General features: G+C 52.8%; 21 protein-coding genes. 12 read left to right on the top strand and 9 right to left on the bottom strand.

What is annotated here, in order from left to right; translation table 11 throughout:
- Positions 1 to 11 precede the first annotated feature (11 nt).
- Entirely contained in the window at positions 12 to 2447 is a 2436-nt protein-coding gene (locus NPS58_RS17640; protein WP_274116631.1) for a membrane-bound PQQ-dependent dehydrogenase, glucose/quinate/shikimate family, read from the bottom strand.
- 732 nt (positions 2448 to 3179) lie between these two features.
- Positions 3180 to 3809 (bottom strand): hypothetical protein, encoded by a 630-nt coding sequence (locus NPS58_RS17635; protein ID WP_274116630.1) that lies wholly within the window; start codon positions 3807 to 3809, stop codon positions 3180 to 3182.
- A gap of 328 nt (positions 3810 to 4137) precedes the next feature.
- Between NPS58_RS17635 and NPS58_RS17630 the strand changes: the two genes are divergently transcribed.
- Complete coding sequence (locus tag NPS58_RS17630; protein ID WP_274116629.1) at positions 4138 to 5124, top strand: nucleoid-associated protein; 987 nt, start codon at positions 4138 to 4140, stop codon at positions 5122 to 5124.
- On the top strand, positions 5121 to 6563 hold the full coding sequence (locus NPS58_RS17625) for a hypothetical protein (RefSeq protein ID WP_274116628.1): 1443 nt from the start codon (positions 5121 to 5123) through the stop codon (positions 6561 to 6563). The genes NPS58_RS17630 and NPS58_RS17625 overlap by 4 nt, the downstream gene beginning before the upstream one ends.
- Before the next feature lie 203 nt (positions 6564 to 6766).
- Here the strand turns inward: NPS58_RS17625 and NPS58_RS17620 are convergent, their stop codons facing one another.
- From NPS58_RS17620 to arsN2, 4 genes are all read right to left on the bottom strand, one after another.
- Positions 6767 to 7291, bottom strand: coding sequence for a hypothetical protein (locus NPS58_RS17620; RefSeq protein ID WP_274116627.1), 525 nt, complete (start codon positions 7289 to 7291; stop codon positions 6767 to 6769).
- A complete protein-coding gene (locus tag NPS58_RS17615) occupies positions 7284 to 8456 on the bottom strand; it encodes a DUF3800 domain-containing protein (RefSeq protein WP_274116626.1) in 1173 nt (390 codons plus the stop codon). Before NPS58_RS17615 ends, NPS58_RS17620 begins: the two co-directional genes overlap by 8 nt.
- A 61-nt stretch (positions 8457 to 8517) precedes the next feature.
- Positions 8518 to 8886, bottom strand: coding sequence for a hypothetical protein (locus NPS58_RS17610; RefSeq protein WP_274116625.1), 369 nt, complete (start codon positions 8884 to 8886; stop codon positions 8518 to 8520).
- 72 nt (positions 8887 to 8958) lie between these two features.
- On the bottom strand, positions 8959 to 9411 hold the full coding sequence (gene arsN2 / locus NPS58_RS17605; protein ID WP_274116624.1) for an arsenic resistance N-acetyltransferase ArsN2: 453 nt from the start codon (positions 9409 to 9411) through the stop codon (positions 8959 to 8961).
- 141 nt (positions 9412 to 9552) lie between these two features.
- Here arsN2 and NPS58_RS17600 point away from each other — a divergent pair, with 141 nt between their 5' ends.
- The 10 genes from NPS58_RS17600 to NPS58_RS17555 all read left to right on the top strand — a co-directional run bounded on the left by NPS58_RS17600 (position 9553) and on the right by NPS58_RS17555 (position 15429).
- The gene (locus NPS58_RS17600; protein WP_274116623.1) at positions 9553 to 9975 is read left to right on the top strand and encodes an arsenate reductase ArsC; all 423 of its coding nucleotides are present in this window, start codon (positions 9553 to 9555) and stop codon (positions 9973 to 9975) included.
- Positions 9972 to 10328, top strand: a complete 357-nt coding sequence (locus NPS58_RS17595) for a metalloregulator ArsR/SmtB family transcription factor (RefSeq protein WP_060708143.1) — start codon at positions 9972 to 9974, stop codon at positions 10326 to 10328. Before NPS58_RS17600 ends, NPS58_RS17595 begins: the two co-directional genes overlap by 4 nt.
- A gap of 24 nt (positions 10329 to 10352) precedes the next feature.
- Positions 10353 to 11636 carry an arsenic transporter gene (locus NPS58_RS17590; RefSeq protein ID WP_274116622.1) on the top strand — a complete coding sequence of 428 codons (1284 nt, stop codon included), beginning with the start codon at positions 10353 to 10355 and terminating at the stop codon, positions 11634 to 11636.
- Positions 11637 to 11652: 16 nt separating this feature from the next.
- On the top strand, positions 11653 to 12123 hold the full coding sequence (locus NPS58_RS17585) for an arsenate reductase ArsC (protein ID WP_274116621.1): 471 nt from the start codon (positions 11653 to 11655) through the stop codon (positions 12121 to 12123).
- 47 nt (positions 12124 to 12170) lie between these two features.
- Positions 12171 to 12884, top strand: coding sequence for an arsenical resistance protein ArsH (gene arsH, locus NPS58_RS17580; protein WP_096143209.1), 714 nt, complete (start codon positions 12171 to 12173; stop codon positions 12882 to 12884).
- A 20-nt stretch (positions 12885 to 12904) separates the two neighbouring features.
- Positions 12905 to 13327 (top strand): arsenate reductase (glutaredoxin), encoded by a 423-nt coding sequence (gene arsC / locus NPS58_RS17575; protein ID WP_274116620.1) that lies wholly within the window; start codon positions 12905 to 12907, stop codon positions 13325 to 13327.
- Positions 13328 to 13612: 285 nt separating this feature from the next.
- Positions 13613 to 13888, top strand: coding sequence for a metal/formaldehyde-sensitive transcriptional repressor (locus tag NPS58_RS17570; protein WP_274116619.1), 276 nt, complete (start codon positions 13613 to 13615; stop codon positions 13886 to 13888).
- A gap of 19 nt (positions 13889 to 13907) precedes the next feature.
- Positions 13908 to 14834: a CDF family Co(II)/Ni(II) efflux transporter DmeF gene (gene dmeF / locus NPS58_RS17565; RefSeq protein ID WP_274116618.1), complete on the top strand. Its 927-nt coding sequence runs from the start codon at positions 13908 to 13910 to the stop codon at positions 14832 to 14834.
- A gap of 38 nt (positions 14835 to 14872) precedes the next feature.
- On the top strand, positions 14873 to 15244 hold the full coding sequence (locus NPS58_RS17560) for a hypothetical protein (protein WP_274116617.1): 372 nt from the start codon (positions 14873 to 14875) through the stop codon (positions 15242 to 15244).
- A 2-nt stretch (positions 15245 to 15246) separates the two neighbouring features.
- The gene (locus NPS58_RS17555; protein WP_274116616.1) at positions 15247 to 15429 is read left to right on the top strand and encodes a DUF1289 domain-containing protein; all 183 of its coding nucleotides are present in this window, start codon (positions 15247 to 15249) and stop codon (positions 15427 to 15429) included.
- 106 nt (positions 15430 to 15535) lie between these two features.
- Here NPS58_RS17555 and NPS58_RS17550 read toward each other — a convergent pair whose 3' ends face one another.
- The 3 genes from NPS58_RS17550 to NPS58_RS17540 form a co-directional block, all read right to left on the bottom strand.
- Positions 15536 to 16087, bottom strand: coding sequence for an arsinothricin resistance N-acetyltransferase ArsN1 family B (locus NPS58_RS17550; protein ID WP_274116615.1), 552 nt, complete (start codon positions 16085 to 16087; stop codon positions 15536 to 15538).
- 119 nt (positions 16088 to 16206) lie between these two features.
- Entirely contained in the window at positions 16207 to 16542 is a 336-nt protein-coding gene (locus tag NPS58_RS17545) for a hypothetical protein (protein ID WP_033038730.1), read from the bottom strand.
- 98 nt (positions 16543 to 16640) lie between these two features.
- Positions 16641 to 17006, bottom strand: a complete 366-nt coding sequence (locus NPS58_RS17540) for a hypothetical protein (protein ID WP_274116614.1) — start codon at positions 17004 to 17006, stop codon at positions 16641 to 16643.
- Positions 17007 to 17013 lie beyond the last annotated feature (7 nt).

Below are 17013 nucleotides of genomic sequence, written 5' to 3'. Positions count from 1 at the left end.
CCAACCAGCGGTTACGGCTTGCTGCTGTCAGGCAACGCGTAAGCGATGACGTAATCGCCAACATCTGGCGAGTGGCTCATGCCGCCAGCGGAGATCACCACGTACTGCTTGCCGGTAGTGGGGGACTTGTAGATCAGCGGTGCAGCAACGGCACCCACTGGCAAGCGGGCCTTCCAGACTTCTTTGCCGGTTGCCGAATCGAGCGCACGCAGGTAGTAATCCTGGGTGCCGGCGAAGAACACCAGGCCGGATGCCGTCGAGGTGGGGCCGCCAAGGGTCGGCATTCCCAGCGGGATCTGCATGTGCGTCTTGATTCCCAGTGGGCCGGTATCCTGGACCGTGCCCAGTGGCACTTGCCACACCAGCTTCTGGGTGTTGAGGTCAATGGCGCTCATGCTGCCAAACGGTGGCGTGTTGCATGGCACGCCCAGGGGAGACTGGAGGATGTCGATCTTCACACCGCCATAGATACCCGCGACCTGCGGGCGAATAGTGCCCATGAAGCCAGGCACCTCGTCGGTCGACACTTTGTATTTGCGGGTGTTTTCCTTGGTCACCAACGACATGCGCAGCGGCATGCGCATGTCATTGACGAACATCATGCCGGTGTTTTCATCAATGGAAATACCACCCCAGTTCATGCCACCCAACAGCCCAGGCCATTCGATGTACGGCTTTTCAGTGGGCGGTGTGAACGGGCCGACGTACACCGAGTCCTTGAACATGATGCGGCAGTACAGTTGGTCGAAAGTGGACACGCCCCACATCGACTGCTCGGTCAGCGGGTCTGCGCCAATCACTGGCATGCCAGCCGAGTAAGGTTGGGTCGGTGACAGGTGTTCGCCTTCTGCAGCCGGTGAAGTGGGAACAGGACGCTCCTGAACTTCGGTGACTGGCTGGCCAGTGCGGCGGTCCAGCACAAAAATGTGGCCTGTCTTGGTGGTCTGGATCAGGACCGGAGTCTTGACCCCTTGTGCGTTTTTCATCTCGTAAAGCACGGGTTGCGAAGGTAGGTCGTAGTCCCATACGTCATGATGGACAGTCTGGAAAACCCACTTGGCCTTACCCGTCGATGCATCGACCGCGACAATCGCTGTACCGAATTTCTCTTTCACCTGGTTGCGGTCACCACCCCAATAGTCGGGTGGGCCATTGCCGGTAGGCAGGTAGACCAGGTTCAGTTCTTTGTCGTAGGTGGGAATGGTCCATACATTAGGTGTTTCAAGTGCGAACTGATGGTCGGCCGCCGCCGTGTCCGTACCCTCAGGCGCACCGACATCCCAGGCCCATACCAACGAGCCGGTCAGCACATCGAACGCACGCACGGCACCGGAAGGCTCGCCGGCCACGATGTCACGCACCCAGCCACCCACCACCGTGAGGTGGCCCATGACTACAGGTAGAGATGTGGGGTGGTAGCGCTTGCTGTCTTCCGTTGGCCCCATGCCTTTCTTGAGGTCAACGTAGCCCTCCTCGCCGAAGTTGGGGCAAAGGGTGCCGGTGTGGGCATCCAGGGCAAACAACCGGGCATCTACAGACGACACCAGGATGCGCTGGCGGCATTGCTGCTCGCTGGCGTGAGAGGCCTTTACCTCGGCGCTCAGGCTGTCGTCCCGGTCGATGTCGTAATAGCCCACGCCACGGCAGGTCACGTGCTCGGCGCTTTTGGCGTGAGGGTCGAACTTCCAGAGGGGTTTGCCGGTATCGCCATCAAGCGCGGTGATCAGGTTTTCTGGCGTGCACGAGTACAGGACATTGCCGATCTGCAAAGGCGTGTTCTCGTCGACACCTGCACCCGGGCCGGTGGTTCTGCGGCCGGTCCTGTAGGTCCAGGCAACTTGCAGGTCCTTGACGTTTTCCGGGGTGATTTGCGTGTAGGGAGCGAAGCGCGTTCCCGAGGCGTTGCGCCCGAAGAACTCCCAGTTATTCGGGGCTGTGGAGGTCGCGTCCGGGGCCGGCTGGCTACCTGCTGCGATCGGGTTCGAGATCCCGCCATGCGGGAAGAAGGCGGCGATGAACGTGGCGATCAATGCCAGGAGCACGGCAAACCCGGACCGGTTGGCGACCCGGCGTGTGCGCGAAGAGATAGTGGGCAGAGCAGCGCCAACCCACAGGCTCAGGGTCAGGATGATGGCTGGAACGACCAGGCGAGGCAGCAGTTGCCAATAGCTGAGCTGTCCTACTTCATAAAAGGCCCAGGCGCAGGTGGCAAGGAATATCAGGCAGGAAAGTACAATACTGGTTCGTTGGCGCAAGAACGCGAGTACCGCCAGCACTGCGTAGGCAAGTCCCGCCAGCAAGTAGTAACTTGAGCCACCCAGTGCCAGAAGCTTGGAGCCGCCGTAAATCAATGCCAGCGCTACACACATTACAAGTAGCGAAAAAATAAGTCGCCCGGCAGTGCTTAACGACCGCCTCCCAGCGTTGCAGCGATTGTGATCCGTCATAGTTGTATAAGCTCTGTTGGTGAGTACATGGCTGTTCCCTCAGGGCGCGCGCAACCAGGCCGAGGTGCGGGCCGCGGCAGGTTGTTGCGGGTAGTACGTACAGGAATTCGGTGCACGGCTTCGCCACTGGCAAAGTTCGCCATAAGCGTTAGTGCGATAGAGGGCATGCCATTAATCCTGGCTGTAGGTCAGCACGGTGTAGCTTTGTGATGGGTTAAAACAATGTTTAACGAAGTGGCGCGATCAAGTGATCGGTACAGGAACTTGGCGTTGTTTCAAGTTTAAGGCGTTGGACCGGTTGGATAAATCGAGCAGGTTGGAAAAGAGTATTTTTGAAATGGTAACAATTTGTGAGAGCCGGCCGGCTGCGATGCAGGCAAATCGCAAGAACGAAAAAGCCGCGCAGATGCGCGGCTTTTCGTATTTGGTGGGCCCACACGGACTTGAACCATTATGTGGTGCGTAAATTGTTCGTAAGGGTACTGTCCGTCCGGCCATGATGGCATAAATACTCAGTAAATACTGGGTAGTCCAGCCGTAAATTACTTATCTTTTCGTATTCTATAAATACAACCCAGGTGTTGTGTTTGTAGGCTCTGTACTATCCCAACCTTTAGAGATGCGCTGAGCAGACTCAGGGAGAGATTGACCTTGTGCAGTTGGCTCCCCTGCAACGTACCGAGCCGATCCTGGTCTCTGTTGGGATGGTTTTTGACTAGGCCCCATTAGGCTTCACTCGGAGCGCTTCTGGATCAGATTCAGCAGCAACTGGCCATCTGGCATAGGAGACATCGTGCGCAAGAAAACGACGTTCTTCTGCACCGCCCTCTTGATCTCCGCAGCTGAAATCGGCTTATCCAAGATGGTGAAATCCGTCAAACGCTGAAAATGGCACTCTTCGAGATAGCCGTGATGCTCACGCTTTTCAGTTTCGCCAGTACCTTGGCCGAAGGCGACGATCCCCTTGCCATTTTCGTACAAGAAGACCACATCACCTTTTTGTATACGGTCAATGTTGTACTTCCAAGGGGCATAAAAAGCTGCTGCGCTACCCTCGCTCAGCATACGGTCATGGTCTTCCAATGAATGACGTTTGTTCGTGTTCAGAAGGTGGAAGCTCGATGGTTCGAGTAGCTCGATGTCTACCGCCGCTTGCTCTTTGTCATCAAGCTTCAGAGCAGCCTTGGCAGCTTCAACCCCCTTCTCGAGCAGTTTCAGCATTGTCTCCTGGCGACTCAGGTCGAGCTGATCAGCCAAACCTTCGATGAAGGAGTAGAGCTCCTTGGGCATGCGGATAGATGCGGACGCCAGGTCATTCTTCGTCTTCGCGGCGTTTTCGATGAGCGCAATAATGTCGTTCATGGGATGGATCTCCTGTCAGATGAGGCGAAGCATCCCATGGTAAAAAAATAAAATCAATCTGTGCTTTTACAAAAAAGCAAAAAACGCATTAATGAAAATGCAACCTAGGTTTTCAGCTTTCATGGGCGCTAGAACACGCTCACCAGTGACCCTTCCATCGGACAAGTAATCCTGGGTGGAGCATAGGGCAGCCAATTGCTTCCTGTAGGTGTATATTCATACAGTTGTTCGCGTGCTATGCCCTGGGGTGGGTGCTATGCATAACGCTGGAAAGGTGCTTAGATTAATTTTAATGGCATGTAGCCACCAGCAAGGATGAGGATTCAACTTGGCCACTCTTACTGATAAAGAAATCGACGCCCTGAAAATCGAGAATTTCATTTTTCACGTGGTGCACCATCGCGCCGATGATCCGATACTTTTTGACGACACCCCCTTAAGCACCTTCGAGCCGTTCTTCATTGACCGCATCAAAGAAACCCTCAAGGGAAATAAGTTTTCTTTCGCTGAAATATCCCAAGTAAAGGCCAAGCTAAATAGTTGGGAAAAGGGCGAGTCGAATTTTGTCGATATCTCCAAAAGCTTGGCGCGGCAATTTCATCGCCTTGGCGATAAACGAATGAAGTCAGGCGTATTGATTGTAATTGGTTTAGTTACAGGCGCTAAAAAATTTTATTCCTTAATAAAGTATGACTCTGAAAAAGTTGTGACATTTGAAACCAAGGGTGCCCAGGCGATACTTCAAGCCGTCACCAACAATTTTACTGAATCACCAAAGGCGCTTCAGAAATCAGCCCTTATTGATTTGGATTCCAAAGACTCAGAAGTAGTGATCATTGATAAAATGAGTCGCTCGGGAATCAGTGACTTCTTCAAGGAATTTCTAGGAGTTGAGCGTCTACGGAACTCAAAGGAAATGACAGTAGATTTGGTTAAGGCAATCAAAAAAACTGTAAGGACACACCTGGGTGATTTGCCTCCTGCTATAACATCAAAAGTCGCTGAGAAAGTCGTTGAGATTGCAAAGAAACGTAAAGACTTTGAAGTCGATGAGTTTTTCACAGATTTTTTTGGCATCAATGGTCAGGATGAAATTCGGGCAACCTTCGACAAGGAATTGGAAGGCCTAAATTTGACTGGCGAGGTTTTCTCATATGATGAGGATGAGTTACCTACCAATGAGGCAAAGAAATACGTAACAAGTGAAGGCATAACCATCAATATGCCTGCACGGGCAAAGGGAAGCTTAACTATTGAAAATGGAAAGGATGAGACTGTCATTACTATTCGTACAAGTCGCTTGCGTGAATCATGAAGCATCTAGCGCTGGAGCTCCGCAGCTTCTTTGAGCGACTTTCAGCGTCGGGTGGTGCTGCGCAGGTCGAAACCGCAACTGTTCTTCGAATTGATGAAGTAAGCGTTACATCCTCCGACTTTGTTCGAGAATTGAAAGATCTTACCTTGCGTGTTGGTTCTGAGGGCATCGGAACAATAGAGCTTTTTGGAGAAGTTTCCGATAGCATAGAAATCCAAGATTTCGATTTAGCGGATGTGGAAAATGACAGACTAACAGTCATCCTGGAAAAGCCAGCGGGTGATGGCTGGTGTTATTTTCTCACCATTAAAGGTTTCGAAAATTGGCTGAGAACAAATCAATTTTCAACACAGAACTCACAGAAAAAGATGTGTGTGTGGGTTGCAGGAGAAACCTTTGAGTTTTCTACCCATCAGTTTCTAGTGAAAGAAATGGGTGGAGATAAAAATTTACCGACTGCCACTCAACATCCTGAAAAGCCTTGGAAGATGGTACGGGATCTTACCCACTCCCTTACCCCTCCGTCGCTTGAGCCATGGCTGCTAACTGCTGAGCCAATTGGTGAAAGCGAACCTTTTACAGCCTGGAAACGCGTGGCGGTGGAAAAGCTTTCATTTTGCTTGCCTGCTGAGATTCGCAAGGAAGATGATGAGACTCACGTAATATTCCGAGGTGGGCGCTCGCTTCCCATACCTATAGACAAGCCTATTAACTGGGCTGATATCAAGTTTGAAACACTTCACGACACCTGCCAGTGGATCTACTCTACCCCTAGGGAGTCTGAAACGAAATTTCAACTTTTCAACAACCACATTGCTATCAACTGGAGCAGTGGGACAACATGGCCATCTGGCTCAACGACGCTATTAAAAAATAGTCTCTCCGGGGCCAAGGAAGCGTTCGCCTTTCATCTCCAGGATCAAAGCAAAGAGGCTGTCAAAAGCCTGGGGGATCTGCGCAAGGGTTTGCAGGAAGAGGTTAATAAGACACAAACTGCGACAAGGGATTTAATATCAGCTCTCTGGCGTGATTTCGCGGTGGCGGGTATTGTCTTAGCTCTCAAGACTCCGATAGCGACTACAGGCGTAGCCGATACAGCAACCACTATTCTGTATCTCGGCGTTTCTGCGCTTCTCATATTGAGCATAGCTATCAACACTCTATCCACCTTGCGTTTTAACAGCCTTGCTGACAGCAGTCGAGAAGGATGGCGGAAGAAGATCTACAACTTCATGTCTGCGGACGACTGGAAGCGTTTGGTTGAAAAACCTATATCCTCCGGACGTACAGTTTACTGGCTTGCTTGGACTGTGTGTTTCTGTCTGTACGCAGCGATTGTCCATTACTTCCTATCACTTGCGGCACCTAGCTTTGTAGCGAATTACATCGACTATTATTTTTTCTGCGCGTGGAACTACATTACAACCTTTTTTTCATAAAGCTATAATATAACTACGGTTGGCTTTTTATGGTTGCAGGCTGAGGTAGGAGTTGTAGTCACCTTTGTCTGTCTTCCGTTGCTCAGCGTAATGTCCCCAGATAGGGTCATTAAGCCTAAAAATGACGGTTAATGTGCCGTATTGGGGACATTAAATTTGCATCTCAGAGCACCCTACCACTAGGTCTCGACTCTAGTTGGCAGTTAACTTTCTGATTCGCTGGGCTCTTGGCGAGCCCAGCGCAAGCTAGCTATCGACATGAATTGCCTAATAGCCAGCGCTCCACGTTCATTTCTGGCTTTCGACCCAGGCAAGGTCAGCGCTGCCTCTACCTTGGCACGACTCGCTTCGTACATTGCAAATGCGTTGAACTCAGAATCAAGCAGCACCAAAAGCACAATATCGAAGGGCTGTCGTAGATCAATTGCACCCATACGGCCTGTAATCTTTAGCGGGTTCAGGATACAGCGGCCCTTGATCTGGATTCTCGCGACGCCATCTTCCAGCGTCTCTGTAGCGTCGTAACCTGCTTGCCTTGCTGGATGTAGTGACAGCCCGAGTCTAGTAGCAGCTTCGTACTCTGCCACCTCGCCGGTCACGCCCAGCGGCTTGCCGGTGAGGCGATAGAATCTACGCGCGAGCACCTTGGCTTCTTTCAGGATCTCTAGGATTTCATCCTGTATTAATGCAGCCTGGTGAGGTTCCTGGCCATGACTGAGTTCAGTCATCTGCAAATGCCTCGAGCGCAGCGAGCAGCTTGGCTAGCTCAGTCAGGTTGGCTGCAGTCACGATGTCATATTCTCCTCGACTACTCAGCCGATACACCTCTCGTGCCTTTTTAACGCGCTCGAGAAGAGGGACGACGATGCCTGATGCCCGCTCTAGGAAGTCATTAATGTCCGCACGTGTTTGGGGAATTTTATAACCCTTAACGGCGCTAGAGATAATTACCCCCGCGTCGCGAAGTTTTGCAACGCCACTGGAGCGAATTCTCTGGTCGTTGACCTCTCCGAAGCCACTATCTTTGAGGTGGGCAATGATCTCTGCAGTTGGCACGTAGTCTTTGGTGACGAATTCGCTCTGAAATCTCAAGAATCGTAAAATGCTTAGCTGCAGGTGCTCATTCTCATCAGGATGCTCCTCAACGCGCTCGCTAAAATGGTCTGCTTGGCGTAAAGCTTCCTGGTGTATTTGATAGTCTGCATATCCAGCCTCATTCGTTGGTGGCGGCAGAAGAGACTGGTACTTGGATGGCCACTCCAGCATTCCAAGAGTCAGGCTGCGGAGGATCTTCTTATAGGCAAGAACTGCTTCTTCCGATGCTTTCTCCTCGTAAATCTGAGCCACTGAGCCAGCAAAAAAATCTGCGACCTGAACCAAAACGTTGTCCTTACTGGCTATCGTCTGGAAGGCATCCTTATCGCCAAAGAGGTCGTCCACGAATCGTTCTGCAACGTAGCTTTTGAGGCTCTCCTGAAATTCCTGGCCACCATGCTCGTCTACGATCATCTGGAGGTCAGGGTATGCGCGGAACAAACGTTCATAGAGCAACCCGTTCACGTATTTTATGAACGAGGTTTTGATACGGAGGCCGCCGTCTTTGTGAATTCGGGACTTATCAACGACGGTGAAATAGAGCTTGAAAGGCAGCTCAGCTAGCTCGTTGAGGATTCGGGCACGGCGATCTGAATCCTTCGGCTTTAGATTGCTGGATTTGATCTCACCTTTTTGAAAATGACGCATGCGGAGTGCTTCAGCTTGGGCATAAGCAGCTTCCAGATCTTTCTCTGCCACCAGAATGGAGCACACGATGAAGAAGCCCGAGCTTCCTCCCTTTGACATATCAAGGTCGGAATTCCCGGACTCATCCACGAAAGCATATGTTCTGTCCATGAGCTTGCTCCATCAACAACGTACTGAGCGCGGTGGGTCGTCCAATGGCAAGGTGGCGAACTCAGTTCGTCGCAGTGGTAGTGCCTGGAGCGGGGCCTTCGCTGAACGTGTAGTTAATGACCACGTCATTACGAATCAAAACGTCGAGAGTTTTCTGAGAGCCCGTAGTCGTCACCTTCATGGTGACCACGTAGCTTTGGGCATGGGCTGAGCCATTGGTGTAGGTGTAGATCCACTTTTCGTCAGTCTCGCTGACAGCACTCTTGGCGTAGGGCTCACCAAACAGGGACTTCAACTCAGTAGTCGTCGTTTTGCCTTTGGTGATGCTCGCTACACTGGCCGACGGAAAGTCTCGTCCTGCGGTGTAGTGGGACGTAGCGCAACCGCCTAGTGCGACACAGATACCCATTACTGCGATGAACTTTTTCATATCCTTCCTTGATCGTAGAAAGCTCCAAATCTAGCCGGCATCGAGGCTAAAATCCATCACCAAGGTGATCAGCTATTCTCGTGCATTCGCAGATAACGCTTTGCACATGTAGCAAGCCGAGCCAGGGCAAAGCCCCCTGAACTGCTCCGTTTGAGAAATCAGAGGTGGCGCTGAGCCTCGTTGATTTACTGCATAGCCCTGTTGCTCAAAAAAGCCTGACGCAGTGGTTGTCAGCAAATGAAATCGAGCGATTCCCTGCTCGGAAGCTATTGCTTCAATGGCTCGAAGCACTTCAGCCCCAACCCCTTTCGATCTGTACGCCGGCTCTACGACCATGGAGCGCAGCAACCCGTCCGTACCATGCGTTTCGAATCCTCCCCATGCGACCGTCTCACCGTCCAGTGTGAGCTCAAAAAAGGTTCGGCCCGAAAGATCAATATCGTCTGATGGAAGGTCAGCAGATTTCAGTGCATCGCGAAAGCGCTGCCATTGCCCTCCGGCTATTTCCGTTGCCTGGATAATCATCTCCCTCTCCATCCTTTCATCTCCTGTGTGCCGCTTTGCATGGACTGTTACAGCTCAAGCCGAAGCAGAAGTCATCATATTCGCTTTACCGAATATTCGCCAAAGCGTATATTCGATTTTCCATATACATCGAGTTCAACCATGAGCCCTGCTATCAAAGTGCTTTTCGTGTGCGTTGCCAACTCAGCCCGTTCCCTGCTTGCAGAGGCTTTGCTGCGGCACACCGACCCGCGCTTTGAGGCCTTCAGCGCAGGAGCCGAACCGTCTGAGGTTGATCTGCGCACGACTCAGGCATTGGAGGCAGTTGGAGTCGATGCAACGGGCCTGCGCAGCAAGGCCATCAGCGAGTTTCAAGCTGATCGATTCGATTACGTAATCACTCTTTGTGATAAATCCGCAAGCGAGTGCCTTCCAATGCCCAGTGCAGGTGAAGTCATTGCCTGGGATTTCCCCGACCCAGTAACTAGCGATGATCCTGGCGCATTTCGCCATACGCTCCACGACATCCACGAGCGCATCAAGCTCTTCGTTTTGGTCAAAACCAAACACCTGGAGGATCTATGACAGAACCCATGAACCCCACCACCTTATTCAAGTGCCTGGCTGATGACACTCGAGCAAAAATTTCGCTGCTTGTCGTGAGTGAAGGTGAGCTGTGTGTGTGCGAGCTAACGGCAGCACTCGACCTGAGTCAGCCGAAGATTTCTCGTCATTTGGCGCTGCTGCGCTCTGCCGGTTTGCTGTTGGATCGTCGCCAAGGCCAATGGGTGTACTACCGACTGAATCCTGATTTGCCCGCGTGGGTGACTGCAGTTTTGAAGGAAGTGGTAGACGCCAATCAGCAATGGCTGGAAACCGAGGCTAAGCGCCTCTGCGGCATGAACGACCGTCCGATCAACCAAGCCGTGTGTAGCTGATTCACGCCCAACCGGATTAATGAAATGCTGATTGCCGTATTGATCTTTATCGTCACCATCGTCCTTGTCATCTGGCAACCCAAGGGGCTTGGAGTTGGCTGGAGTGCGATGTTTGGTGCCATCGTGGCGTTGCTGGCAGGTGTCGTTACCCTTGCCGACATACCAGAGGTTTGGCGCATAGTCTGGAACGCTACCGGAACGTTCATCGCGGTCATTATTATTAGTCTGTTGCTTGATGAGGCAGGCTTTTTCAAATGGGCTGCGCTGCATGTGGCCCGATGGGGAGGCGGGAGCACCCGCAAGCTGTTCGCATTTATCGTCCTGCTGGGCGCAGCGGTGTCGGCCCTGTTCGCCAATGACGGAGCAGCATTGATCCTCACACCCATTGTGATCGCGATGTTGCTGGCGTTGCGTTTTTCTCCCGCGGCTACGTTGGCATTCGTCATGGCAGCCGGTTTTATCGCCGATACGGCGAGCTTACCGCTGGTGGTTTCCAACCTGGTCAACATCGTTTCTGCCGACTACTTCGATATAGGCTTCAACGAATATGCATCGATCATGGTGCCGGTAAACATCGTCAGCGTGGCAGCGACGTTAGCCATGCTGTTGTGGTTTTTCCGCAAGGATTTACCAAAGACCTATGACCTCAACCAACTGGACAATCCGGACGAGGCAATCCACGACCGGGCCACTTTCGTAGCCGGCTGGTGGGTGTTGGCACTTCTCCTGATCGGCTTCTTTGCCATTGAGCCATTGGGTGTGCCAATCAGCGCCATTGCAGCGGTCTGTGCATTCATTCTTTACGTCATCGCGGCTCGTGGTCACGCCATCAATACAAGCAAAGTGCTCAAAGAGGCGCCATGGCAGGTGGTGATTTTTTCTTTGGGTATGTACCTGGTTGTTTATGGCCTGAAGAACGCCGGCCTGACCGACCACATCGCGCAGATCCTGAACGTGTTCGCCGGTTATGGCGTTTGGGGCGCGTCCCTTGGTACAGGGCTGCTGACAGCGTTGCTGTCTTCGATCATGAACAACATGCCCACCGTTCTGGTAGGCGCCTTATCCATTCATGCCGCCGAAGTCGATGGTGTTGTCCAGCAAGCGATGGTTTACGCCAACATCATCGGCTGCGACCTGGGCCCGAAGATCACCCCAATTGGGAGCTTGGCAACTCTGTTGTGGCTGCACGTGCTCGCCCGGAAAAATATAACGATCAGCTGGGGTTACTACTTCAAGACCGGGATCATGCTGACCGTGCCCATCCTCGTCGCCACATTGTCCGCCCTGGCACTGCGCCTCAGTTTTTGAATCAAGGAATCGTCTGATGAAAGTCTTGTTCATGTGCACCCACAACAGCTGCCGCAGCATTCTGTCAGAGGCGCTTTTCAACCACTTGGCGCCCGAGGGTGTAGAAGCCGTCAGTTCAGGAAGCTTTCCCAGTGGCCGGGTGAATCAACGGGCATTGCAAACGCTGGAGGCGGCGGGTACCTCCACTGCGGGCTTGAGCAGCAAGGCTTCGGATGCTTTTGAAGGCTCGCCTCCAGATATCGTGATCACTGTCTGTGACCGGGCAGCGGGTGAGGCATGCCCAATCTTCTTTGGGCCAGCTTTGAAGGCGCATTGGGGGCTGGCCGACCCGTCTGACGCTAGCGGGTCGGAAGCCGAGATCACCGCAGCGTTTGAAACCACACTCGCCAAAATTCACGAGCGCGTGAGCGCATTTCTTGCGCTGCCACTGAAGACCATCAGCGCTGAACAGTTGAAAGCTGAACTGAATCGCATCGGTTCGCTTTAAAGATCAACCGAGGCGGTGCCCAACCTGGCGCCGCCGTAGGAGTTTTTATGCAAGATACATTGCCGAACGTACACGCCGACCTGATCGACATTCCTTCGCTGGAGCAACTGTCGCCTCGTACGCCTTCGCTCCATAAACCTCGCATTCTTCTGCTGTATGGATCAACGCGAGAGCGCTCATTCAGCCGGTTAGTCACGCAAGAGGCGGCACGCCTGCTGAATGAGTTTGGTGCTGAAACCAAGATCTTTGACCCATCGGGTCTGCCGCTTCCGGATGACGCACCCGATACACATCCCAAGGTCGCTGAGCTGCGCGAGCTGATGCAATGGTCTGAGGGACAGGTGTGGTGCTCCCCTGAGCGTCACGGCTCCATGAGTGCAGTATTCAAAGCCCAAATTGACTGGGTTCCGCTGGCGATAGGTGCTGTACGACCTACGCAAGGCAAAACCCTTGCTGTGATGCAGGTCTGTGGCGGCTCCCAATCCTTCAACGTGGTTAACCAACTGCGGGTACTTGGACGGTGGATGCGGATGTTTACCATCCCTAACCAATCTTCGGTGGCAAAGGCGTTCACCGAGTTCGATGAAGCAGGCCGTATGAAACCCTCCTCATACTACGACCGTCTCGTGGACGTGATGGAAGAACTGATGAAGTTCACCCTGCTGTTGCGGGATCGCCAGGATTATTTGGTTGATCGGTACTCCGAGCGTAAAGAGTCCGCCGAAGAGCTGTCCAAACGCGTCAACCAGCGCTCCATCTAACGTCAGCACGAGGAAGCGATATGAGCCAGATCACGATCTACCACAACCCCGAATGCGGCACCTCTCGCAATACCTTGGAGTTGATTCGTAACAGCCGAGAAGAGCCGACGGTTATCGAGTACCTGAAGACCCCGCCTGATCGCACCACACTTGTCAGGCTCATCGGGGATATGGGTATCGGGGTGCGGGCTCTTTTGCGTATCAAAGGAACTCCGTACGAAGAGCTGGGATTGGGTGATGCATCGCTGACGGACGAACAGCTCATCGATGCCATGATGGCTCACCCTGTCCTGATTAATCGCCCCATCGTTGTGACGCCGTTGGGCACACGCTTGTGTCGCCCGTCAGAGGCAGTCCTAGACCTGCTACCACAAGAGCAGCGTGGAAGCTTTGTCAAAGAGGACGGCAAAGTCGTAATTGATGAGCATGGTCGCAGGATTTGATCCCACCCGAAGTACGTGGGCCTGGAGTGCCATTCGCACTCCACTTAGCCACCGTTTGAATTCGAACTGACCAGCAATTGCATCTCGTTTGACCTGCTCGCCTTGTCACGATGATAGCAACGAGCGGCCAATAGCAGATCCTGGTCATCCTGTTCCGCCCTTCCTCCAATTTGAAGCCTCAGTTTCAGCAAAGAGCCGTTTATGAGCTTTCCGTTAAACGGTGATTGCATAGGTATAGGGGGTATACCTATGATGCGTGTATGCACAGTTAAAGGGGGTTCTCTCATGGGCCATATAGCTTCAAACAAAGACGATCTTCTCAAGCGCGTGAAACGCATCGCGGGGCAAATCCAAGCCGTTGAGCGTGCACTGGAGTCGGATGCCGATTGCGCGAAAACATTGCATCTCGTAGCTGCCACACGAGGAGCCATCAACGGCTTGATGGACGAAATTATTGAGGATCACGCCAGAGAGCATGTAGCGAACCCATCACTCAGTGATGAAGAGCGCAATAAGGGTGTCGAAGAGCTTCTTGAAGCCATTCGCCGCTATTCCAAGTGAAGAATCCAGGTACATGTCCATGAGTAGCAGCCCCAATATCGAGATTAACCACGTACATGACCACGTGTTCCTTGGGTCAGCGCACGAAGAAAATGCCAAGCGTACCCTCTGGGTTGTAGCGCTCACGGTGGTGATGATGGTTGGCGAAATCACCGCCGGCTATATCACTGGCTCCATGGCTTTACTTGCCGATGGCTTTCACATGGCGACACATGCAGGTGCTTTGGGCATTGCTGCGGCTGCTTACGGATACGCAAAACGCCACGCTTCCAGCAAGCGTTACAGCTTTGGTACGGGAAAGGTTGGAGACCTGGGTGGGTTTGCGTCGGCGCTCATTCTCGGCATTGTGTCCTTGGTAATCGCCGTAGAGTCGGTCATGCGTCTTTTGCAGCCTACAGAGGTTCAGTTCGGAACCGCTACGATCATCGCAATTGTAGGTTTGATCGTTAACATTGTAAGCGCGCTTTTGCTGGGCCATGGTCATAGTCATGGGCATGATCATCATGGGCATGGGCATGGGCATCACGGAAACGATAACAACCTGAAATCAGCTTACGTCCATGTAATAGCGGACGCTCTGACCTCCGTCCTGGCAATTGCTGCACTGCTAGCTGGCCGGTATCTCGGATGGGTATGGCTGGATCCGGTAATGGGCATTGTCGGGGCCATCGTTATTGCGCGTTGGGCATGGAGCTTGATGGGTGTGACCTCTGCTGTACTGCTGGATCAAACTGATGAGCACGTTGCAGAGGAAATTCGAGAGCTGGTTGAGAAGCCAGGTGATGCAACCATTACAGATCTGCATGTCTGGCGGGTCGGGCCAGAAGCGCATGCGGCTATCGTAAGCGTGCTTGGCAAAGCCACTGCGAACGCTGAAAGCATTCGTGAACGACTCAAGCCTGTTCACGAAGTAAGCCACCTAACGGTCGAGTTTCGACCTGTCTGATCCACCATCTTCCTACCATTGATTTCATAGGAACCCCAATGCCACCAGGGAAGCGTGAGCTAGCGCGCATCGAACGCCGGTTAATTGCCACGCTCACCGAAGCGTGCGAAACAGCAAAAGATGAGATCGAAGGCTTTACCTGGCTCACCCATACCGCTGACCTGAATGCCCTGACTGAAACCTTGAAAGTAATTTGGGTGTTCGAAACGCTGGCTGATAGGAAGCTCGCCCAAATTCACGCGAAGGCGCGCATTGTTGAGTTAACTACCACCGCGTTGAAGGAGGCCAACATCAGCTTGAACCTGTCAGACCGCTACGTCCGATTTGACTCTGAGGAAGAGTGCCAGCGTAGCCATGGTGGCGACTGGAAACATCGTCTGGCTCAACCAGGCGCGCTCAAAGGTAACTGACAATGGCTAAAGAAATCGAAAATCCCTGTATCTCGGTTTGCCAGCTGAGTGGTGATCTGTGTGTGAGTTGCGGGCGAAGTAAGGATGACATCAGAAAGTGGAAACGCATGAAGCGGCCTGAAAAAATGGCCGCTGTGCAAAGGGCGAACGTGCGATTGAACGGTCTGAAGAACGCGCACGGCTAGTCACTTGCATTCGATGACCGTTGCGGATCGTTCTCCCCGAGATGTGGCCAAGCAAGAACAAGGCAATCCACTACCACAGCCGGATAGCCGCGACGTACATCGGCACCTACTGTGATACGACCTCAAGCTGGGGGAACAGAATAGGTTCCAACGGAGGGGTGGCTTGGCAGAGCCCGAGTCGCCAGTAGCCGACGTCGTGCCATTTCCCTAGCTTGAAGCCTACCTCTGGATATGTCCCGATATGGATGAACCCCAGAGACTCGTGCAGACCCACACTGCCCTCGTTGGGCTGCGCAATTCCGGCGTAAGCTGCTCGAAACCTCTGCCTTTCAAGAATCGGAAGCAAAGCCTCATAGAGTTCACGGCCAACGCCCTGACGGCGAGCCGATTCGGCTATGTACACCGTCACGTCCACGGCCCATCGATAGGCCGGACGGGCTCGATGTTGGCTTGCGTACGCATAGCCTCTGATCTCCCCGCCTTCTTCGGCCACCAAGTAAGGATATGTCTGAAGCGTTGTCGCTATTCGCTGAGCGATTTCCTCAGTGCTTGGCGGAATCTCCTCGAACGAGATGGCCGTTGTTGAAACGATGGAGGCGTAAATGCGCTGGATGGCTACAGCATCAACCACCAATGCCGTACGGATTTCCAAAGCCATGTAAGTCGTCCCTGATTCGAAAGTTGAACATTACCCGTTTTTAGATCAGCCCTGGACATGTTCGAAATATGAAGATGTTATAAGCGCTGCCATTCGCCTAAGTAGTTCAACTAGGGCCTCTACATCGATCTGACTGATACGACCTCGACATATTTGTACTTCTTTCTGGCAGCTTTCACAGCCTCTTGCTCGGCAAGCAACGAGCTCAACGTATCAGCCTCGTGAGTCACCTCGATCATTTTCCCCTCAAACTCGTTCCCAACCCGGAGTGTGACTCGCAGTCTGGGCGTAAACGCTTTTGCTGCTCTCTTCTTGACTAGGGGAGCTACTACCGGCGTTGTAGGCACAACGTCTAGCAAAGACTCCTGTACTTGAGGAGCAGCCACCTGATGTTCGGGCTGAGCCGTACCAAACAGGGCGTGTCGCATTTCTTCTTCAGTTAAATCAGGGTTCATAGACATCTCAAAGGCGCGGCAATTAGCTCGACAATTCTACTAGGATGGCTGCTCCAGTGCGTCCTCTGGGAGCATGTGTGACTCACGCGGTGCTCGATCTACATTCCCAGATCAATCTCAAGCCTTACACCCTTCAAGCTGGGCGGCAGCTTTCCGACTGGCATGGCCTGCAACAACTTGTCGGCAAGATGCTCCGCGTGAGCGGAATAGATCGCGATTCTGTCTGACTCAACCGGCCTGTAAGGTACCACCGCGCCCACATGAGTTTGGACATCTCTCAGTATGCTCAGCACCTCATCGCCAACGTGCTCGGCGTCCAGATACTCGACCGTTGCTCGGGCGGAAGGCCCTGCTTCTACCCATAAGCCGACCACGAATTGATGCAATTCTGTGGGGCCAAGATGGCTCAGGGCAGTCTTCCACAGCAAACCTTCTTGGGACATTTTCAGCCTGGCGCTGGTCATTCAAAGA

Source organism: Pseudomonas putida (assembly GCF_028682455.1).
Lineage (GTDB): Bacteria > Pseudomonadota > Gammaproteobacteria > Pseudomonadales > Pseudomonadaceae > Aquipseudomonas > Aquipseudomonas putida_AA.
This window is presented reverse-complemented; position numbering and strand designations above follow the sequence as displayed.